The organism is Paenibacillus campi, from assembly GCF_034659835.1.
Classification (GTDB): domain Bacteria; phylum Bacillota; class Bacilli; order Paenibacillales; family Paenibacillaceae; genus Saccharibacillus; species Saccharibacillus campi.
Genome location: NZ_JAXSQZ010000004.1, coordinates 317,483 through 337,879 on the forward strand (window position 1 = coordinate 317,483; position 20,397 = coordinate 337,879).

The 20,397-nt window shown below is 47.1% G+C and carries 19 protein-coding genes; 8 read left to right on the plus strand and 11 right to left on the minus strand.

What is annotated here, in order from left to right; all coding sequences use genetic code 11:
* Positions 1–285: 285 nt before the first annotated feature.
* Positions 286–1,509, plus strand: coding sequence for an ATP-binding response regulator (locus U1I11_RS12365; RefSeq protein ID WP_322906434.1), 1,224 nt, complete (start codon positions 286–288; stop codon positions 1,507–1,509).
* A 699-nt stretch (positions 1,510–2,208) separates the two neighbouring features.
* Here the strand turns inward: U1I11_RS12365 and U1I11_RS12370 are convergent.
* A complete protein-coding gene (locus tag U1I11_RS12370; RefSeq protein ID WP_322906435.1) occupies positions 2,209–2,655 on the minus strand; it encodes a carboxymuconolactone decarboxylase family protein in 447 nt (148 codons plus the stop codon).
* Between the two features lie 345 nt (positions 2,656–3,000).
* Positions 3,001–4,068, minus strand: a complete 1,068-nt coding sequence (locus tag U1I11_RS12375) for a sigma-70 family RNA polymerase sigma factor (protein ID WP_322906436.1) — start codon at positions 4,066–4,068, stop codon at positions 3,001–3,003.
* Positions 4,069–4,487: 419 nt separating this feature from the next.
* On the opposite strand from U1I11_RS12375, the gene U1I11_RS12380 reads away from it, so the two are divergent.
* Both U1I11_RS12380 and U1I11_RS12385 read left to right on the plus strand, forming a co-directional pair.
* Positions 4,488–5,714, plus strand: coding sequence for an MFS transporter (locus tag U1I11_RS12380; protein ID WP_322906437.1), 1,227 nt, complete (start codon positions 4,488–4,490; stop codon positions 5,712–5,714).
* Positions 5,715–6,153: 439 nt separating this feature from the next.
* Positions 6,154–6,651, plus strand: a complete 498-nt coding sequence (locus U1I11_RS12385) for a GNAT family N-acetyltransferase (protein ID WP_322906438.1) — start codon at positions 6,154–6,156, stop codon at positions 6,649–6,651.
* 1 nt (position 6,652) lies between these two features.
* On the opposite strand, the gene U1I11_RS12390 is transcribed toward U1I11_RS12385, so the two are convergent.
* The gene (locus U1I11_RS12390; RefSeq protein WP_322906439.1) at positions 6,653–7,081 is read right to left on the minus strand and encodes a hypothetical protein; all 429 of its coding nucleotides are present in this window, start codon (positions 7,079–7,081) and stop codon (positions 6,653–6,655) included.
* 309 nt (positions 7,082–7,390) lie between these two features.
* On the opposite strand from U1I11_RS12390, the gene U1I11_RS12395 reads away from it, so the two are divergent.
* The gene (locus U1I11_RS12395) at positions 7,391–8,089 is read left to right on the plus strand and encodes a hypothetical protein (protein ID WP_322906440.1); all 699 of its coding nucleotides are present in this window, start codon (positions 7,391–7,393) and stop codon (positions 8,087–8,089) included.
* 238 nt (positions 8,090–8,327) lie between these two features.
* Here the strand turns inward: U1I11_RS12395 and U1I11_RS12400 are convergent, their stop codons facing one another.
* Positions 8,328–8,876: a GNAT family N-acetyltransferase gene (locus U1I11_RS12400; RefSeq protein WP_322906441.1), complete on the minus strand. Its 549-nt coding sequence runs from the start codon at positions 8,874–8,876 to the stop codon at positions 8,328–8,330.
* Between the two features lie 191 nt (positions 8,877–9,067).
* Positions 9,068–9,325, minus strand: a complete 258-nt coding sequence (locus tag U1I11_RS12405; RefSeq protein ID WP_322906442.1) for a DUF2164 domain-containing protein — start codon at positions 9,323–9,325, stop codon at positions 9,068–9,070.
* Positions 9,326–9,523: 198 nt separating this feature from the next.
* Between U1I11_RS12405 and U1I11_RS12410 the strand changes: the two genes are divergently transcribed.
* A complete protein-coding gene (locus tag U1I11_RS12410) occupies positions 9,524–11,224 on the plus strand; it encodes a glutamine--tRNA ligase/YqeY domain fusion protein (RefSeq protein WP_322906443.1) in 1,701 nt (566 codons plus the stop codon).
* 270 nt (positions 11,225–11,494) lie between these two features.
* On the opposite strand, the gene U1I11_RS12415 is transcribed toward U1I11_RS12410, so the two are convergent.
* Positions 11,495–12,694, minus strand: a complete 1,200-nt coding sequence (locus U1I11_RS12415) for an MFS transporter (RefSeq protein WP_322906444.1) — start codon at positions 12,692–12,694, stop codon at positions 11,495–11,497.
* A 495-nt stretch (positions 12,695–13,189) separates the two neighbouring features.
* On the opposite strand from U1I11_RS12415, the gene mobA reads away from it, so the two are divergent.
* The 3 genes from mobA to U1I11_RS12430 all read left to right on the plus strand — a co-directional run bounded on the left by mobA (position 13,190) and on the right by U1I11_RS12430 (position 15,408).
* Complete coding sequence (gene mobA, locus U1I11_RS12420; protein ID WP_322906445.1) at positions 13,190–13,867, plus strand: molybdenum cofactor guanylyltransferase; 678 nt, start codon at positions 13,190–13,192, stop codon at positions 13,865–13,867.
* A 214-nt stretch (positions 13,868–14,081) separates the two neighbouring features.
* Positions 14,082–14,750: a TorD/DmsD family molecular chaperone gene (locus tag U1I11_RS12425; protein ID WP_322906446.1), complete on the plus strand. Its 669-nt coding sequence runs from the start codon at positions 14,082–14,084 to the stop codon at positions 14,748–14,750.
* Positions 14,751–15,201: 451 nt separating this feature from the next.
* Positions 15,202–15,408: a hypothetical protein gene (locus U1I11_RS12430; RefSeq protein WP_322906447.1), complete on the plus strand. Its 207-nt coding sequence runs from the start codon at positions 15,202–15,204 to the stop codon at positions 15,406–15,408.
* A gap of 3 nt (positions 15,409–15,411) precedes the next feature.
* Here U1I11_RS12430 and U1I11_RS12435 read toward each other — a convergent pair whose 3' ends face one another.
* The 5 genes from U1I11_RS12435 to U1I11_RS12455 all read right to left on the minus strand — a co-directional run bounded on the left by U1I11_RS12435 (position 15,412) and on the right by U1I11_RS12455 (position 20,052).
* Complete coding sequence (locus tag U1I11_RS12435; RefSeq protein ID WP_322906448.1) at positions 15,412–16,365, minus strand: 1-phosphofructokinase family hexose kinase; 954 nt, start codon at positions 16,363–16,365, stop codon at positions 15,412–15,414.
* Positions 16,366–16,465: 100 nt separating this feature from the next.
* A complete protein-coding gene (locus tag U1I11_RS12440; protein ID WP_322906449.1) occupies positions 16,466–16,780 on the minus strand; it encodes a DMT family transporter in 315 nt (104 codons plus the stop codon).
* Complete coding sequence (locus U1I11_RS12445; protein ID WP_322906450.1) at positions 16,780–17,130, minus strand: DMT family transporter; 351 nt, start codon at positions 17,128–17,130, stop codon at positions 16,780–16,782. Before U1I11_RS12445 ends, U1I11_RS12440 begins: the two co-directional genes overlap by 1 nt.
* Positions 17,131–17,138: 8 nt before the next feature.
* Positions 17,139–17,726, minus strand: coding sequence for a TetR/AcrR family transcriptional regulator (locus U1I11_RS12450; RefSeq protein WP_322906451.1), 588 nt, complete (start codon positions 17,724–17,726; stop codon positions 17,139–17,141).
* Between the two features lie 478 nt (positions 17,727–18,204).
* A complete protein-coding gene (locus U1I11_RS12455) occupies positions 18,205–20,052 on the minus strand; it encodes a phospholipase D family protein (protein WP_322906452.1) in 1,848 nt (615 codons plus the stop codon).
* Positions 20,053–20,397 lie beyond the last annotated feature (345 nt).

Here is a 20,397-nt window from a genome sequence, read left to right on the forward strand (position 1 = left end):
GCTAAACATGCAGTTTAATATTATACAGCATAGAACGTACATCGTATGATGCGCGTCTATCGTTCAGCAGATGGAGTCAATCAAACATTATATTTAAGCAGGTCAACGTACTATGTAGTGGATGGTGCCCCATCAACATAAGCTTGCATACACTCCTAAGCCAGCTAACTTTTTTGCATATATTACCATTTAAAACAAACTCAACCCGCCTACCGTTCGTTTCAAAACAGATCATGCGGGTAATAAGTGGATTGATATGTCGCAGAACAAATCAAGAGGTGCAGGATGGAAAAGCGCAGTGAACCTAAATGGAATGAATTGATCGACAAGCAACAACAGCTGGAACAGCAGCTGAATGAGCTTCAGCAACAGCTTACAGTTGAGCAGCAACTTCGTGCACAGGCGGAGCATTCTGCCGAAAATAAGGCGCGGTTTATCGCTATGCTCAGCCATGAGATTCGCACGCCTATGAACGGCATTTTGTCGATGAGCGAGCTGCTGCAAAATACGAGCTTGGATGAGGAGCAGCTTAGTTATTTGCAGGTGCTGCATACGAGCAGTGAATCGCTGATGGCATTAGTGAACAATTTGCTAGATATCGGTAAGATTGAAGCGGGCAAAATGAAGCTAACCCGCGATCCGTTTGATCTGATCAATACGATGGAAGATTTGACGTATGCACTCGCACCGCGCGCTTTTGAAAAAGGGGTGCAGGTGCATTTAAATGTGCATTCAGATATTCCGCTATTTGTGATCGGGGATGCGCTGAAAGTGCGTCAGATTATGATGAATTTACTGCAAAATGCGATCAAATTTACGGATAAAGGCGATATTAGCGTATCGTTGTTTATGCTGCCTAACGATGATCCCGATCGTTTGACCGTCAAAGTATCGGTTGAAGATTCCGGGATCGGCATTCCAGCGGAGCGGCTAAATGATATTTTCAAAATGTATGAACAAATGCATGAGCATAGCGAACGAATGCATCAAGGAACCGGGCTGGGGCTGGCGATTTGTAAACAATTGACCGAGCTGATGGGCGGCACGATTACGGCAGAAAGTTTGCACGGTGTAGGCACATCGGTCAGCTTGACACTACAATTTGAACGTTATACCGATCTGCCTTCGATTCCGTTCAAAGATAATGTGCTACAAGGGTTGCGTATGCTATTGTTGGAGCGCAATTCGATCTGTCGCGGATTGATTAATGATATGCTGCATGAATGGGGCGCACAGGTGACGATCGTTGCCGAAATGGCTGAACGTTTCTTTGACGAGCTGTATTACCATGACTACGATCTGGTGCTAGTCGATCTGGATATGTTGGATCGGGAGCGCTGGATTCGCGAGCGGACGAAAATTCAGAAGCAACCGCTATTTTTGCTAGCACCGCTTGGTGAAAAGGTGGAAGGTGAATTTAGAGATACATTTGAGACGGTGATCACGAAGCCAATTCGTAAAATACATTTGCTGAATAGCATTTTGGCGTTGCAGCAAGGACATAGATAATCTACCGATGACCTGCCTGTGGGCGGGTCATTTTGGCGTTTATACGAGCTGCGCATATAGGAGCTAGGAGCAGCTGATCCGTTCTATTTTTAAACATAAATTCCCCTTCTGTCTCAGTCGAGAAGACGGAAGGGGGAACGTTTACAGCTATCACTAACAATTACCAACAATGAGTATCTGCTTTTAACATTGGTTTTAAGTCTGTTGTATGACTTTATGTATAGAGGTAATGTGTACAAGCTCAAACTATAGATTTAAAACAGTCATCGTATGAGAAAAATTCGAACATGTATGTTTATTTTTGTATCGTAAGCAAGCCTATTGACATCGCAGACGAGCACGTTAACGAGCACAAGAAAAAGTATACATAATGGCAAAATAAACACAAAATGAAATCCGCCATGTCGCGGTTCGGGGGAACGAAACCGTGATATGGCGGATTCCGGGAGTGGTCCATGATATGACAGAGGGTGAGAATGAAGGGGACATCATTCTCGCCAAATGCCGTTACTTATTGTTAAACGAGCGCCGACCAAATGAAACAGCATGCAAATTAAAATAGCAAAAAATTTTTAACAGTTATGTTTTGCCTCATCCGTCCCCATCTTTCGTTCTGCTACATCGTTCCAAAACGGTTGTAGATTCGCTTGTTTATGGCAAATATGAGTATGGCTGAAGTCGGCAATTTGGTGCGGTTATTCAGTTGCGGCAGCCGGGAAACATGCCTGTCGCCACACCGATGCGGTTCCAGCAATTGATCGTATTAATCGCCATCAAAATCGTCATAAACTGCTGCTCATTATAATGCTGCAACACTTCATCATATACGAATTGTGGTACGCCATACTGTGACAATTCGGTCACTGTTTCGGTCAGATGCAATACGGCACGCTCGGCAGCTGTGTAATAGGGCACTTCACGCCATACGCTAAGCAGCGCAATCCGTTCTTCCGTTTCGCCCAGCGCACGTAAATCGCGGATATGCAGATCGAGACAATAGGCACAACGATTAAGCTGGGAAGCGCGAATTTTAATCAATTCATATAGCACCGGATCAATTTGCTGCTCCTTCATAAATTTTTCCATCGTTAACATGAGCCGATACACATCTGGATTCGCTTTGTAATGGTCAAGACGTAATTGCATCGTTTGTCATCCTCCTTAATAGTAGAATGCGGAGCGACTTAGCCCCTATGCTTAGCCACTTCGCATCGTCAGGCTTGCTTGCAGCTGTAGTCGATTTACAAGCAGCCGTCTAAAGGGTAGACAAGTTCGCTTTATCATCTGTGACCATTGAGGAGTAAAATCCGTCCCCAATAGCTCTGCTCGTTGTGAAGGGTAATTATCCGTATATAGCAGTACAACGCGAATCAGTACCGTTCTTCAAAATTGAAATTCAACTTGGTCTGCGTATTGGTCTGCTTACTATCCAATCGTTGTGCGCACTTGGAAAATGCACGGAATGCAGCCTCATTACAATAGCTAGCTTGTTTACAAGGAAGCTTCCGCGTCAATATGCGCCAGTTTAGCCGGGTTGGAGATCATATACATATGCTGTACGTGTCCACCCTGATCCCAGGCAAATGCCAAAATATAAACAATAGCCCCATCGCGCCGTAGTTGCAAACCAGGTGTACCATTGACCGAGACGACCGACCATTGTCCGGTAAAAGCGCCTTTGCTGGCGATGCCTGTCAAAAAAGTAGTAACACGATAACGGGTCAGAATTGGACGTAGCGCTGCGCGTACGTTGCCACCGCCATCGGTATACATCGTTATATCTTCGCGCAGTTTATGGAGCAATGGCGTGAAGTTACCGCTGCGTGCAGCTTCCAAAAACGCTTCTGTAAAAGCAAGTGTACTCTCGTTGTCGAGCGTCTGCGCTTCATTAGCTAGCTGCAAATGCCCGCGAATACGGCTTAACATTTTGCGGCAGGCGACTTCACTTTTGTGCACATAATTAGCGATATCGGCATAATCAAACTGGAATGATTCGCGTAACACAAATACGGCTCGTTCTAGCGGATTCAACTGTTCCAGCATAACCATCACGGCATAACTAATCTGTTCCTGTTGTAACAGCGCTTGCTCCCCATCTAATTCGTGCATAATGGTGGATTGTTGAACGGTTGCAGATGCGCTATGCGTTGCTGGAATCGCAGCAAGATAAGCGACGCAAGCGGCATCGGTATGATCATCGGTCGTTGTATGTGCTGACGACATAAAGTCGTGGAGTGTAGCAGCGTTCCGAGTCCGAGCCGTGGAATAACTAGCATACCCAGCGACATCGGGTTCAGGTAGCCACGGCCCCGGATATAGCTCACGCCGTTTGCGGGCAGATTGCAGCACATTCAAGCAGCGATTCGTTACCGCGCGGATCAGATACGCTTTGATATGTTGTATTTCAGCCAGTTCTTTTGCTGCCAACTGTTCAAATACATCATGTACCATATCTTGTGCCTCACTATACGAACCGATCATTCGATAAGCGATTGCATGTAACAGCGAATAATACCGGGTGTACAATTGTTCTAACTCAAAGGAAGGGCGGATATCCATATTTATTCAACTCCTTATTCATGTAAAGCGGCAATGAATGCGCTTGCTCGTTATAGCTGCTATCAAGCATACTAGAAATTGTGCGTTTTATACGAACAGCTTGACCGTATGCTCGATGCTGAACGGCACGTAAGCCTGCTAGACGTAGTGTGCTTACTATACCGCGTTTGGATGGCGATACAATGAAATGTTATCATCATCATTCAGTCTGTGCAGATGGCGATTCGCAGTTGGTGATGCAATCGATGTAAGCAGTTAGCAAGTCAAGCTATGTAAAAGGAAGCAAACGAACATAAGCGTACGATTAGATGGGCAAATCAATTCATCTAGGCTCATATTCATTATACACCTATCATCACACGTCTATACTGAATACGAGTTTATACTGCTATCAGGAAGGATACAGAAAGGGAATTATTATGCGCTGGCTTAAAACGTATCCACGGGAAATTCAAGTTTTTTTGCTCGCCAGTCTGCTCAATGCGGCAGGTGGGTCTTTAATGTGGCCGCTCGTCACATTGTTTGTGTATCAGGAGCTGGGGCGTCCGATGCAAGATGCCGGACTGGTCGTGTTGCTGCAATCGCTGGGCGGCATTATCGGACAACTGCTAGGTGGTGCGCTGTATCACCGACTCGGTGTGCGTCGTTTGATCGTTGGTTCGTTACTGCTGAACGGTTTGTTTTTGTTCACTTTACCTGCGGTCAGTAGCCATTTTGCGTTATTTATGGTGGCGATGGTGTTCGTCGGGCTGTTTAACTCGATGTCGATGCCAGCGATTCAGGCGTTTATCGGCTTCCGGTTTGCCGATCGGCGTGGGGAGCTATTTAATATCGTATATGTGGCAAACAATATCGGTGTGGCGCTTGGTACGGCATTGTGTGGGGTATTGGCGGATATTTCGTATTATTTATCGTTTATCCTTAACGGGGTGAGCTGTGTTGGGTTTGCTATATTTTTCTTTATTTATCTCGGCAAAATCGGTACAGCCGATCCAGCACATATCGATAACGACAATCCAGGGCGACCGAAGATGGCAGCGGGAGAACGAACAGGCTGGTTGCTGCGGCAGGTGCGCGTGTATTTGTTTATGGGCATCGCGACGATGTTTTTATGGCTGGGCAATTCGATCTGGAATACGGGCGTATCGCCGCATATCGTCAGTTCTGGGCTGCTGATTAGCTATTATAGCTTGCTATGGACGCTAAATGGCGTGTTGATCTTTGCCGGACAACCATTTGTTAATTGGGTACGGCGCTGGTTGGCACGTACCGCTCAAGCGCAGATGACGGCGAGTGCGGTGTTTTATTTGCTCGGTTATATCGTCATCCTCGTCTATCCAGGGTATGCTGCGTTTGTAATCGCGATGGTGCTGACGACATTTGGTGAGATGCTCATTTCACCGGCGATTCCATCCTTTGTGTCGGAACGTACCGGTGCATATGCACCGTTTTATCTCGGTGTAGCTGGTGGGATCGGTGCGGTCGGACGGGTCATTGGGCCGTATGTGATGGGTGTGTTTTACGATGGAGGCGGACTATTGCCAGTGACATGGGTGGCGGTGTTCGCTGCGGTGTTGTCATTGCTATTTTATGTTGTGCATAGTACAGCGCAGCGGCAAGCGGTACAGCTTCAGCCACGCCAGTAAAGAGATAGGCTGGTGGATATAGTGCTAGCAGCGAGTGTAGTAGGCTGTCTCAAATGGAAATTGTGTTTAAACGTACCTTAACCTATTTATCATCAAGCAATGGGTCGATCGATAAACCGTAGATATATTTGAGACAAGCTACTAGTAGTGAGCTGTCTTACTTGATAGCTGATTGAGACTGTCTTAGCTTTCGGCTTTGGACAACAGCGCTGAAATGGCATGTTTATATTAACGCAAATTACGCCAGGCAAAACTTTGGCTCTTTCATGTCATGTTTGCAGGTGGCAGTGTTATAATAATGGCAATCAGGCTGATCTATTCTAGCATTGGATACGGACGGATAAGCATGCATATTCCATCTGTATATCGGTTGTATATCGGTGCACAGCCTGCTGCTAAGGGCACAACCCTTGATGTTTTGTCCGAAAGGAGCGTTGCCATGTCTGTTCCGTTGACTTCCCCAACGGTTATTCGCCTGTCTACGATGAAGGATGCCCGGCAACTTATGCAGCTGGATCAGCTTGTCTGGAATCATTTGAATACACCATCGGTGTTTTATTGCTCGTCCCGGCGTCAATATTTGCAAGCTTGCCCACCAGGTAGTCAGTTAGTGGCGGTGCAGGGAGAGCAGATTTGCGGCTATGTTGGCTTTGGGTATCCGCAATCATTTACCGTGAGTCAGCATGTGTACGATATTCATATTGCGGTGCATCCGGACTACCGTCGCCAGGGCATTGCAGGGCGACTGCTAGATGAGTTATGCCATTATGCGCGCACACAGCATATTCGCAAGCTGACGCTACGCGTGCTGTCCACCAATACAGAAGCCGTCCAGTTTTACGACAAATACGGATTCGTCGAAAACGGACGGCTACAGGAACAATTTTATATTCATGGACGATATGTGGATGACATTTTAATGACGTACTGGTTATAGCCTACAGGTTATAAGGATGCTGGCCGTACACGCTTTTGGTGATCAACTCGGTCAGCTCATCCTTTTGCGCCCGGTATGTATCAGGCGTAATCATTCCATCGATCAGCCGCTGTGTCAACATTTCGTTCATTTGTGCGACCTGCAAGTCAATAATAGCTTGCGGGTTTTTGTGATTGCGCCGTGCCGTATCGGCAAGGCTGCCACCTTGGTACAGTTCATCATAGACATCCTCATCTGAATCGGCGCCGATTGTACTCAAGAACCGGTCTTGCTGTTGCCGAACAACGGAGGAGCCGTTAGACGTCTTAGCGACGGATTGTGCATTAGCCTGCTCTCCAAGCAACAGACTGCTGATCGCGATGCCAAGCAGCAGTGTACTGATCATCCCTTTGCTCTTGCGAACACGGTGATTGATGGTCGTGCGTTTCATATGGATACCTCTCTTTGCTAAGCTTTCATAAATAATGTGTTGCATAGCTATCTTAACCGTGATAGCTTAAATCAAACTTAAATGCACTTAAAGAGAGCATAAAAGTTTAGTTTGCTTAAGCCGGAGCGGTTCACAAAGGTATAGCAGCGATAGCTGTACACGGTTGTCATAATTCAAGTTCACTTCAAACTAAGCTAACAGAAGCCATATATGCAAAACTGCTCTATATTCCCTATACTATAAACAGACGAAGCTTATCGTTTGCAAGTCATACGATAACATGAATACATCGCCGAAAGGGGAATTAGCATGCAAAACATACTGCTCACATGTACTGCTATCGGGATGCTGTTCATCTGTGCAGCTTGTTCCAATACTGGCACAGCAGCCCAATCCGCGCTCAGCGCATCGTCGCCAACTGAAACTGTGATCAATGAAAGTGCAAATAAGGATGGTGAGAGTACAACTGCACAGACAGAAACGACTTCTGCTCGATCCACCGCCATACCCGAAATGTCCACTCAAGCGGAAACTTCTTCCACAGCGACCGCCGACTCCCTTTCAGCCGAACAAAAGCAAAGCTCGGCGGCACATCAGCAGCAAGTAGCGTTTGATCATTATGTAAACGCTCGTTATGGTTATTCGATCGCGTATCCTGCTACATGGACAGCCGGTGAGGAGTCAGACAATGGGGACGGAAAGCCGTTATATGTTGGCAATCCGGATATCGAGATTAGCGTATATGCTGCCAATTATATGAAGGATGTGTCCGATCCATATCATGATGATGATCAACATGTACAGCGCCAGCAGGTTGTTTTGGATAACGGCAAAAAAGGTACACTTGTAATTGGCAAAGAGGGCAAGCAAATACTGTACGATATGGTGTATGTGTCCAAAGACGATGTGGAGTATCATTTCTACGCCAAAGTACGACAGCCTTTTTGGGCTCAACATGCAAAGCTACTGTTGAAAGTTGCCAAAAGCTTGGATGTTCCCGCCGAATAATCGAACATGAACATTGCATTTGACGATCGTACGCAACATCAATCATCTACACAACGTATGATTGGTGATCCAAACAGGCTTATTGTAACTAGCATCAGTCATCGATACAGTATAAATAATGTGCATATGATACATGATCAGTACCGCTTTTTGCAAATAATAAACGTGCCCAAACACCACATGCCTGCGGTTAACCGTCTGAACGTGGTGTTTGGCGTGATGAACAATTAGCGGCAAATTACCGCTTCAGCTTCCATTCCTGCTGCAACATGCCATATACGGCATGATCCGCATAGCCGGCAGGCAGCAACTCTGCTTCACGAATAATGCCTTCCAAAATAAACCCAAGTCGCTCCGGCACGGCTCGACTGCGTATATTGCCGGTCGCACAACGAATTTCTACCCGATGCAAATTGAGCTCGACCAACGCATAATCCAGCATGGCACGCAGTGATGATGTGATCAGTCCATTGCCTTGAAAACGCTCGCCCAACCAATAGCCGATGCCGACCGAGCGATGGTTCCAGTTAATCTCATGAAAGCCGATTATGCCGGCAAATTGACCTTTATACCAGATACCTGCGTTCCAACCGCCATTTTCCATCGCTTGGGTGAGGCTGGCACGGATAAACTCCTCGCTCGCTGCAAGCGAAGTCGTCGCATCGACCCACGGCAGCCACTCACGCAGATAGGCGCGTGATTGATCGATCAACTGATAAATATGCCGCGCATGAGACGGTTCCAATGGGCGCAGCTCGGTTTCTTCATCCAATATGTAGGTGAACATACGGCGTGTCCTCTCTTTCGGTCATTTGGCATAGGCGCACAATCATGAATGGCATGGCGGGCAAAGGACAGCTGTGAGCAGATTGGAGTTGCTTACCATCTGTCTGTTGCCGGCTTGCTTTTATAGATTACCGCCCGCGTCATTTGCGTACGTGTATGATGTATATCGGTGCGTATGCGCATGATAGCCTATTAGCGCGGACGCAGTGTAGTACGCTGCTCTAGCGCATACATATCTTCTTCCATTGCCGCCATCCGTTCATTAACGAGCGCACGGCAGTCCGCCAGCGCCTGATTGTACAGATGCGGACCGATCGTTTTGATGGCAAAATCGAGCACGTGATCGGCGGCAAGCTCACCGATCGTCTCGCCACGCTCCATTTCAAAAAACTGTTGAATGTTTGCAATCATCGTCTCGCGTGTCTCACGAGGCAGTTTGAGCGGTTGCATAGGGCACGCTCCTTTCTGCATTTTATTGTCTATGCTATCGTATTCCAGAGCGGTCGTCAAAAGCGGAAATGCGTGTCACGACACGTATGAATGCGGTATCAGTATATGGATAACAGGCGAACCGCCTTGCCTATGCCTGTATAACCGTTATAATAGATGTATTCGCAACAGAAACTGAACGATGAAAGGTTGATAGGTATGGAGAACTCGAATTTGACTCCTTCTAATTTTATTAAAACAATCATTACCGAAGACCTGAAGTCCGGCAAGGTCAACAAAGTGGTGACCCGCTTCCCGCCGGAGCCGAACGGTTATCTTCATATCGGTCATGCCAAAGCGATCTGGGTGAACTTTGCGCTGGCGGACGAGTTTGGTGGTCAAACGCATTTGCGTTTTGATGATACGAACCCGGCGAAAGAAGATGACGAATACGTACGGGCGATTGAAGAAGATGTGAAATGGCTTGGTTATGAGTGGGACGGCAAATATTTTGCATCCGATTATTTTGATTTTATGTACGACAAAGCAGAGCTGCTTATTACCAAAGGGCTTGCTTATGTAGATGATCAAACTGCCGAGCAAATTCGTGAGACACGTGGAACATTGACCGAGCCGGGCACGAACAGCCCGTATCGCGAGCGCAGTGTCGAGGAAAACCTAGAGCTGTTCCGTCAAATGCGCGCTGGTAAATTTGGTAACGGGGAAAAGGTGCTGCGTGCCAAAGTCGATATGGGCTCCCCGAATATTAATATGCGTGATCCGGTCATTTATCGGATTGCTCATCTGGAGCATCACAATACCGGTGACAAATGGTGCATTTATCCGATGTACACATACGCGCACCCGCTGGAAGATGCGTATGAACATATTACACACTCCCTCTGTACGATAGAGTTTGAAGATCAGCGCCCATTTTACGACTGGGTCATCCGTGAATGTGAAGTGGATGCTGAGCCGCATCAATATGAATACGGTCGCTTGAATGTGGCGCAGACGTTGACGAGTAAGCGTAAGCTGAAATTGCTGGTGGACGAAAATATCGTCGATGGCTGGGATGATCCGCGTATGCCAACGATCTCGGGTTTGCGACGCCGTGGTTATACACCGGAAGCGCTGCGTTCATTTGTGTACGAAACCGGTATTTCCAAAAGCCAAGGCATTATCGATCTGCAAATGTTGGATCATTTTGTCCGTGAAAATTTAAAGCTGACCGTGCCGCGTACGATGGGCGTATTGCGTCCGCTCAAAGTGGTCATCACCAACTATCCGGAAGGACAAGTGGAGATGCTGGATGCCGAAAACAATCCCGAAAATGAAGCAATGGGCACACGTCAAATTCCATTTTCGCGTGAAATTTATATCGAGCAAGATGACTTTATGGAAGTGCCGCCACCCAAATATCATCGTTTGTACCCTGGTAATGAAGTGCGGCTGAAACATGCGTATTTTATTAAATGCAATGATTTCATCAAAGATGAGAACGGCAATGTGGTAGAAATTCATTGTACGTATGATCCAGAAACCAAGAGCGGTAGCGATTTTAACGCACGTAAAGTTAAAGGCACGATTCACTGGGTCGAAGCTTCACAGGCAGTACCGGCGGAATTCCGTCTGTATGAGCCGCTAATCAAGGCGGAGGAAGAAGAACTGGTCGAAGAAACCGCTGGTGGTAACGACGACATTCCGGAGAAAACATTCCTCGATTCGATCAATCCGAACTCGCTCGAAGTCGTACACGGCTTTGTAGAGCCAGGTTTGAAAGAGACGGCTGCCTTTGATCGCTATCAATTTTTCCGGCACGGCTATTTCAGCGCTGATCCTAAATATACGATGCCAGGCGATCCGGTATTTAACTTGATCGTATCGATGAAAAGCTCGTTTAAGCTGCCGAAGGCGTAAGTTAGCGTAGCAGCGATACAGTAAGCGATACAGTAGACGTATGGCTACGATCTTCATTCAACAAGATCGCCTTTTGGATCATGTATAAGCGATAGGACTACGTATCGAACGACTAGCGTACGCTAACGACAGTTGCCTTACATCACTAACGATTAATGAATAACGATGAACGATAAAAGGCGTTATCCCAAATTAGGGATAGCGCCTTTTGATTAGTAACAGTGAGTTTTGGAAAGCATAATCGTCATTTTCCATCATAGATATGGATCATTACCCTTCTTCCTCTGGCAAACGATACCCGGTTCGCCGCACATGCAGCCACATCAATGTAAAGCCGATCGAACCCGTGAGCGACAAAGCGACGCCAGCCAGATACATTTGCTCTGAACCGAAATTTTGGAACAGCCAGCCGCCGAGGAAGCCGGCGATCACACCGGATACACCGCTCCATGTCATCGTATACAGCGCTTGACCAGAGCTGCGGAACGCGTTAGGCACAAACATCATCGTCAGCTGTGTACCGACATAAAAGTAGCCGCCAAACGTAACAGCATGCAGCAATTGAATGAAAATAATCTGAATCGGGCTAACCGCTTCCGCCATCAGCAGCCAGCGGAATGTGAACAACAGGCTAACGATCGCCAGCCAGCCGATCATAAACGATACGTTACGGCGCAAAAAGCGATCAAACAGCAGAAACAATACCGCTTCAAAAATGGACGAAGCAAATACCGCCCAGCCGACCATACTTTTGGAACCGCCCAACTCAATTACATAGAGCGACAGAAACGTACTGTTCATCATATTAGGAATGGACACGAGCACACCGAGTACGATAAAGCCGATAAAATATAAATTGCCGCCAATCTGCTTGAGCGTCGACCAGCTGATTGGAGCCGCCCCGCCTGCGCTCCGCTCTTGTGGCGGCAACAGCACGATCAACAAAATCGCCACTAACAACAGCGCGGTAAACACGATGCCGATGCGCGGTACACCGAGCTGATCAATGACCGGACCAGCTACAATTGCCGTCAGTGCCCAGCCGAGCGAACCGTACAGCCGAAAGCCGCCGAATTTGTAAGGCGTGCCATCGATATAATTTAGAATCAATGTGCTCGATTGCGCAAACATCGGTGTCTGGAAAAAGAAAAAGCAAGTCATTACAATATAGATCAGCGTGTAATTTTGCACATTGAATACGATCTGCACGAGTACTAATGTGCCGATCATCATCGCCAGCAGCACCAAACGGACATTTTGCCAGCGATCACCAAGATAGCCCCAGAATGGATTCGCAAACAACGATACAAATGGCCCGATTGCCATCAATGCGCCAATCTCGCTCTGGCTCATACCGACATCTTGCAAATAAAGCTGAAAGAAACTGGTGAAAATAACCATCGTCCCGTAAATAAAAAACGTATACCAGCGAAGGGTAGCAAAAGGAGATTTGGAGGTTATGGAACTCAAGCTGCGACAATCCTTTCAAGGCGATATGTACTTCACTGTATCATTTGTTGAAAGGGGATACAAACCATTTTACGCCAAATTCGCCTAACTATGGATTACAGTAGCGTCAAAAGCCATTTAATTTGTAAGCGTAATCATAAACCGTTTGGTTTCAGTTGTAGTAAGGTTTATAATAAAGTCGGCAGTTGATTGTAGCATCGATACATAACATAAATCGATTTAGATCGTTCAAAGTTTGGCATCGTCCATGCAGAAGCAAAATAAAGTTGAACGAGCATCGTGCGGAAACAAGCAGGATATGAAGCTGAACGACAATCATGCTTCAACAATACGTTTACAAAGCTGAATAGAAGAAGTGCTTGTGGAGGAGGAACACGGACTGCTCGGTAGCATCGGCAAGCAAGCAGCACACGAAACAAGCATAATAGGCTAACAAGGCAAGCATAGCAATGATATTGCCGTGCACTGATTTTTCACCAGACAGGAGGAATACAGATGAGAATTGATCTTGCAGCTATTTTGCTGGCTGGCGGGCAGTCGCGTCGGATGGGCAGAGATAAAGCATTGCTTGATATCGGTGGCAAACCGGTCATTCAGCGTGTAGCCGATACATTATTGCAATGTACGCCACATGTTTGTCTGGCTGCATCGGATCAGCACAGTTATGACTTTCTTCATTTGCCTGTAGCGGCGGACGATTATCCCGGTTTAGGGCCGCTGGCAGGATTGTACGCGGGCATGAAGCATATAGATGCCACCTGGTACATACTGGCGGCATGTGATATGCCATTTGCCAGCGCCAGTCTGATCCGGTTGATGATGAAAACGGCGACAATGTTCGGTGATAGCAATGTGGAAGAAGGGCAGATTCCATTGGCGCAGGCAGCATTTCCATCGTACGAGGGACGTATACATCCGCTGTATGCTTTGTACCATCGCACAGTACTACCATCATTGCAGACAGCGTTAGAGCAGCGCCAGCTTAAAGTGATGGATTGGCTAGAACAGCACAATCAGGTGGAAATACCGCTCGAACAGTTGCTAAAGGAAGAACAGGATGAGCATGAACGATCGTATGATCTGACACCGTGGTGTCTATACAATATGAATGATCCAGAGGCGTATGAAATGGCAAGACGCCTGTATATTTTAAAACAAATGCCTGGCAACTAAAGCAGCTGCCAGGCATTGTTGACTATTTTATGAACGAATGGGCAAAATGCACATCTCGCTTGTGATATCGGTTACAATGTAGGTAAGCCTAAAACGAATGATCTATTGTCGTTACCGATCATAATATGATCATCAGTGTTCAGTACATTGATTGTAATCATAACGTATTGCGTGCAATAAAGTAGTGAATAAAATCACAAGGAGTGTATTTCAGATGACAGTGAATACGGAAGTAAAGACGAGCATCGATTGGTTGTACAGTCGGGTGATGACGTATCGTTTGTTAAGTGAAATGCTGCAACGTAAGCCAACGCTGTCCAAGCTGATCGAATGGCGCCGTGATGCCGGACGCATTCAGCAGCTGAGTGTTCGTTCGTATTCCTTGCTGTCTGAATTGGAGCGGACATCGCTTGCAGCGATTGTGCAGTCTGCTGCACAGCATAATGCAGCCTATGAGCGTTTGTTAGATGAGCAAAATGGTGAAGATCATCTGCGTGCCGCCCATTATGTATGCGGTGAACAGGAGCCGTGCGGATATGAAGCGATACTGAATTCCGTCTATGCCCATGCAGGTATTACGTTTAAAAAGATGGATCATGAATCGGATGATCATATCGCGATCGAACTGGAATTTATGTCATTGCTTGCCGAGCGATTGGCGGAGAGCGAACAACGTCCGCTGGAGCAAGCTGCTGTTATTCAGGCACAGCTTGATTTTATTGAACATTATTTGCTCATCTGGACAGATAAGCTATGCGCTTGGCTAACTGAAACTGCACCTGGCTCGCTATACGAGCAATGGGCGGCGATGGTACAAGCCTATTTGCAGCATGACCGCGCTGATCTGCGACATTATGCCGGGCAAATTCGCCGGCACGCTTGAACTTTTTACAATCCAGAGCATGAATTGAGCATGGCGAATGTGTGCGGGTCGTATCCAATTTAGCCAATGATGTACGGTAATGCTCATGATGATGTGGAAAACTGGCGCCTGATTGCATCTATACGAATTAGGCGCTATTCGTTATTGCCCTAATTACACAAACTTGGAATAGGTACAAAACCTCTAGGCACAGTATCGATTAATGTGTAACATAATGGATACACATCATTTGAGCAGCTAGTATAAGCTGTCCTTTTCATTATTTTCACTTGCGCTCGTTCAACTTGCGTTGGTTAAATGGTAAACCGTATATGCGCAAATGTTCCAATGGATATATTCATACCGATTTTTCCACATCGGTTTATATTTTTAAATAAATGGAATAAATTTCTTGTAAGCGGATTCAAATCTATTCGGATTGTCTAATGGAGTAATAAAGGAGGTTTGCACCTTGAGCCACTACAAAGAATTACTGCCAAAGATCACCGTCCGATCATTTGATCAGACGAGGGAATTCCCTTCACTTGATTGGGCAAGACAGTATGCGCTAAAGGAATTGGTCCCGCAGGAGATAAATTTTGTCGTCAGCGATCAGCAAACCGGTGAGATTTTTATGGACGTACGTTTTGGAGCACGCACAACGACAATGATCCCCTGAGCCTTAGGCTACAGGGGATTTTTCTATTGCAATCTCATTGCCGATATCGGTAATATCGTCGGTATCGATCCAGCCGGCAGCCGGTTGCAGCGCACAGGCACTGCCACAAGCCGTACCTAACCGCAGCATCGCTTGTGCTCCGCCACCGCGACTGGCGGACACGATCATCCCGGCAATCATCGCATCGCCACTGCCGAGTGCACTTGCAATCGGCAATCGTGGCACCCGTATCCGGTAAAAGGAGCCGGTAGAACGTTCAGCCGCAATCGCACCTTCCGCGCCGAGCGAGATGACCGGCAGCTCGATTCCGTGATCGAGCATGGCGGTTAACGCTTGTTGCAGTCGTTCTTGCCGATTGCTGCTATCCGGTGCAATGCCCGCCCATTCACACGCTTCCTGTTCATTCGGTTTGACCGTATACGGCGTTGCCTTCATTCCATGCATTAACGCCTCACCGCTACTATCGAGCGCAGTACAAGCGCCATTGCGGCGGGCGATCTCGATCAGCCGCACATACACATCCGGCGGACATTGCTGCGGCAAGCTGCCGGAAAATAGCACCCAGCTAGAGCAGGACGCTAGCTCCGCCACCGTTTGTTCCAGCAAATCAAGCTGTGCGGCGGTGACCGCTGCCCCTTGCTCGATCAGTTCGGTTTGCGTGTGACGACTTTCATCCAGTATCGTAATCGCAAGTCGTGTCTCGCCATCGGCTTCGGTAAATCGGCACCCGACCTGTTCTTGCCGTAGCAGCGAAACGAGCTTACGCCCGTTATGCCCGGCGATGAGCCCGGCAGCCGTCACCGGTTCACCTAGCTGACGAATAATGCGTGCCGCATTGACGCCTTTGCCGCCTGGAAGTGTAATCGCGTCTTCAATGCGATGCACCGTATTCGGACGCAGAGCAGGCACCTGGTAAATCACATCAAGCGCCGTATTGAGTGTAACTGTCGTAATCATGCCAACTACTCCTTCAACATTGCAAAGTCATAATCGGATTGGCACGAGTGTCATCGATCGTGCTGTAATGGTCGTCCCGCAGCAAACGGGATACGATCGATCAGGCAATCAGCTTTAAGCCGACCGCTGACGTAATAATCATGGCGATGAACAGGATGCGCAATCCGCTTCTTGCTTCATTATACATGAGCATGCCGACAAGTGCGCCACCGACTGTGCCGATTCCCGTCCATACCGCATAAGCGGTTCCCATCGAAATGCCGTTCATCGCAATCGTCAGACACGAGAAACTGCCCGTAAACGCCACGATCATCATGAGTACATTAACTAGTGAGCGCTTGCGAATGATCCGATTCATCGAAATTACGCCCAACACTTCAAACGCCCCGGCAATAACTAAACTGAGCCAATACATTATGCTTCACCTGCCTTTGCCGCAGCCTGATGATCTTTATCGGTCACAAGCTTCAGCCCGATTACCCCTGCGAGCAACAGTACAATAAGCGCGATCTTCGCCAAGTTTACAGGCTCGCCAAAAATAAACATCTCCGCCGCTACCGTCCCCCCTGTACCAAGCCCGGTAAAAACCGCATAAACCGTACCGACAGGCAACCGCCGTGACGCCTGAATAATCAAATAAAAGCTAATCGTGATCCCGATTGCGGTTAATGTCCATTGTCCAGGTGTAGCAGCATGTTTCAAGCCAGATACCCAGACGACCTCAATCAATCCGCCGATAAATACATACAACCAATTGCGATTCATAATACATGTTACTCCTTTCCTGTCAATCCAGTCCAATAAATCGGCCAAGTCGCATCCAGTCGTTGCACTGAGCGCTGTTCCTGACCGTATAACATTTCCAGCAAAATACCATCCGCACACGTCATATAAGCGCGTGCTGCCTGTACAGCAGACACCGTAATCGTCCGTCGTTCGCTGCGCAGATCGTGCTCCAACAAGCGCACTAACTGCTGTTCGAATGTGTCCAACATATGATAAATGAACGGCAATACTTGCGCTTCCAGCTCTTTCGGCGGGAAAAATGACATGCGCATCACAAACTTGATCGTATCATCTGAATGATACAATTGCTGCATATGTTCCAGCAGCCCATGTAGTTTGTATTCCAGCGGCTTGTTGTGATGCTGTAACATATAGCGCCGGATCGAATGCCGCTGTAGCCGTGCAGCACGATGAAGTACACGCAAAAACAGATCGGCTTTGCTGTTAAAGTGAGCGTAAATGGAAGGCTTTTTAATGCCTGCTTCCGCAGCGATGCGAGCAAGTGAAGCTCCTTCATATCCATCACAGGCAAAATGAGACAATCCGATCACCAACAATTGTTGTTTTACATTCAATATATCCACCTACCTAACGGTCGTTAGGTAAATCATAAAGGAATGGGATTTTAAAGTCAACCTTGTAAATTTAACTGCGATTAGCACTGTATGTTCATCCAATACGAGATTTGGACGCTGTTGGACATAGCGATCGTAATGTCGGGATAAGCTGCAACGATACGAAGCGACAGCTAGAGTGACTTATTTAAAATTGATATCAATTTTAATCGTATGCTGATGTTGGATCGTTCAGCGCTTGGAACAGTCCGACAACGCCAGCCAATTCAGTATAGTTAATGCAGTCGAGTGATTGTGTACACTTTGACATATCCCGTAGAGATTGCTAATGGTCGTTGCTTATTTTTCGTTGAGATCGTTTGCTAGCTACGTATATCCACACATATCCACATAGAGATGGATGAAAGCAGACCGCAATTTCAGCTACCATAAAAAAGAGAGGTCATATGAATCGACCTCTCCTGCAGGCGTGCAAGCATCAAAATGTAGTGAACCCGAGAATAAGCTGTAACCGGTAAGCGATATCTTTGAGCCATGTCGTCTGCTCCTGATACATGCTGAGCGGCATCGTATACTGCTCGCCGTCGTTGTTCCACAGCATATTAAAGTAGCTGTTCACCTGAACCATTAACGGATTTTGATTCGAGGCGCTCATCCATAGATCGTTTTCCAAATTGTAGTCTTTGAGATTGCGTGGGGTAAAGTTGGATGAACCGCCGATAATCAAGTCTTTGCCGCTTGGCTTGTGAATGTACATTAGCTTCGTATGGTACTGCTCATCAGTCGTATTGTACCAGCGAATGCCGATACGTCCGTTCGATTTGTCATTCAGCTCAGCGGCAACTGGGCGGTTCGGAATCCCGATTTTGTCCTGTCCAAATGCGTTTTGGTTCGGGTCCAAAATAAGGCGAATCATCACACCGCGTTCAGCGGCAGCAAGCAGCCGACTCGTCACCTGCCGATCGGCAAGATAAAACATGCCCATCCATAATGTATCGCCTTTTTGCGTATTGCCGATCGCTTCCAGCACGCGATTGTACACTTTGCCTTCGGTCAGATAACGAATTTGGATTTTATCCGAGCTGTTAGCAGGTGCAGTATTGTCCGCCGGTGTGGTAGGGTTGGCAGTACTAGTAGAAGTAGCAGTGCCAGTGCCTGACGCGTGCGCTTCCTCCGTTGCAATCGTAGACGCTATATTTGTGCTATCGTAGTTAGCTATACTTGCACTATCGTAATTATCGGAACTTCCCTGCTGTTGAGCGGTTTGTTTGGTATGAAAGGAGGCAGTGTATGTTTGCTCTGCAGAAGCAGCTGCCGCGTCGTTGTTGCTAGCTTCAACATCATCTGTTGTCGCATGCATAGTTGGCTCATTTCCAGCAGGCGTATTTACAGTTGCTGTATGGCTGGTAGCGCTATCGCTATCCGCTGTGTTCGATGCAGTAGCCGTATAGGTCGGCAGCTTAAGCGAATAGCCGGACAGATCGACAACTGCCTGCTCCGCCTTGAGCAGATCACCGATAATCGCGCCTTGTACTTCAAATGCGACATTGGAATGATATGCGCTCGCATCATGCACATTTCCTGTCGAAACAAGCGCACTGCGATCGGTAATGACCGCCTTGCGATGATTGGCTTTGACGTTAATTAGTTTCAGATAGGAACGAATCGTCACATCCGGTCCGCTCGTTGCCATCGCATTCGGAATCGTGCCTTCGCCCGCCTGACCAAACCATTGGAAAAACGTACGCCATACCGCAGAGTAGAGCGGTGTGGAATCACGCAGTGGATCAACATCGGTCATAATGATGTTAATGCCTGCTTGGCTCATTTTTTCGAGCAATGGATTCGGGCTGGAGTTGTAGTTCGTATTCACTTCATCGGTAATAAACACGATTTGCAAATCAGGCTGCTTCTGTTTGCGCTGAATTAAACGGTTGGCAAGCCCTTCGCTAAGCGGCGGATATTGCTGGCCTTTATGTACATAGTTATTGAACAAAAACATATCGATCACAATAAAATGATTCGCTTCATCAACCATTTGCAAAATGCGATCATAAATATGCCGTTTTTGGGTAAATCGATCCCCTGAGCCAGGCGCTGGATAAGTGAGATCATAATAAAAATTAACATGATCGACCGTATAGAGCGGGCTTTCGTACGACACACCTGCGGGGAGCGGCTTATGGGTTTGATAAATCATCACCGCGATCAGCCATACTACGAGCAAACCGAGCATGAGACGGATGAGCGGCAGGCGCCGTTTGCGTTTATGTTTGCTTGCACGCGATGTATGAATCGGCGGCGAATTGGGAGGGAATGCATTCATGAGCGGCAGCTCCTTTCCAGTCGGTCGATAGGCAAACGATATGCGTACAGCAACCATTGTCGACTGGCTTACTGCAACGACCTTTATAACCATATAACAACAAACTCGTATTTTTGACGCAATGGTCGCTAGCTTCCTGTTTGCCGATGTTCAATATTTGTTCAAAAACAAACGAATTTAATTTGGCAAAATCGGTTCGGTTGAGGTGCAAATCAAGTGTTATTTGTTTATATATACTTTACGGGTATTGGTTCAAATTATACGTATCGTACTTGTCGTATTTTATGTATGACAATTGTTGTCTCCTAGCTCATCATGACATGCAGTTATGTTTACGTTATGATG

Coding starts and splice junctions, on each gene's coding strand:
- U1I11_RS12365 (WP_322906434.1), top strand. CDS start 286: ATGGAAAAGCGCAGTGAACCTAAATGGAATGAATTGATCGACAAGCAA.
- U1I11_RS12370 (WP_322906435.1), bottom strand. CDS start 2,655: ATGCAATTACGTCTTGACCATTACAAAGCGAATCCAGATGTGTATCGG.
- U1I11_RS12375 (WP_322906436.1), bottom strand. CDS start 4,068: ATGGATATCCGCCCTTCCTTTGAGTTAGAACAATTGTACACCCGGTAT.
- U1I11_RS12380 (WP_322906437.1), top strand. CDS start 4,488: ATGCGCTGGCTTAAAACGTATCCACGGGAAATTCAAGTTTTTTTGCTC.
- U1I11_RS12385 (WP_322906438.1), top strand. CDS start 6,154: ATGTCTGTTCCGTTGACTTCCCCAACGGTTATTCGCCTGTCTACGATG.
- U1I11_RS12390 (WP_322906439.1), bottom strand. CDS start 7,081: ATGAAACGCACGACCATCAATCACCGTGTTCGCAAGAGCAAAGGGATG.
- U1I11_RS12395 (WP_322906440.1), top strand. CDS start 7,391: ATGCAAAACATACTGCTCACATGTACTGCTATCGGGATGCTGTTCATC.
- U1I11_RS12400 (WP_322906441.1), bottom strand. CDS start 8,876: ATGTTCACCTACATATTGGATGAAGAAACCGAGCTGCGCCCATTGGAA.
- U1I11_RS12405 (WP_322906442.1), bottom strand. CDS start 9,325: ATGCAACCGCTCAAACTGCCTCGTGAGACACGCGAGACGATGATTGCA.
- U1I11_RS12410 (WP_322906443.1), top strand. CDS start 9,524: ATGGAGAACTCGAATTTGACTCCTTCTAATTTTATTAAAACAATCATT.
- mobA (WP_322906445.1), top strand. CDS start 13,190: ATGAGAATTGATCTTGCAGCTATTTTGCTGGCTGGCGGGCAGTCGCGT.
- U1I11_RS12425 (WP_322906446.1), top strand. CDS start 14,082: ATGACAGTGAATACGGAAGTAAAGACGAGCATCGATTGGTTGTACAGT.
- U1I11_RS12435 (WP_322906448.1), bottom strand. CDS start 16,365: ATGATTACGACAGTTACACTCAATACGGCGCTTGATGTGATTTACCAG.
- U1I11_RS12440 (WP_322906449.1), bottom strand. CDS start 16,780: ATGTATTGGCTCAGTTTAGTTATTGCCGGGGCGTTTGAAGTGTTGGGC.
- U1I11_RS12445 (WP_322906450.1), bottom strand. CDS start 17,130: ATGAATCGCAATTGGTTGTATGTATTTATCGGCGGATTGATTGAGGTC.
- U1I11_RS12455 (WP_322906452.1), bottom strand. CDS start 20,052: ATGAATGCATTCCCTCCCAATTCGCCGCCGATTCATACATCGCGTGCA.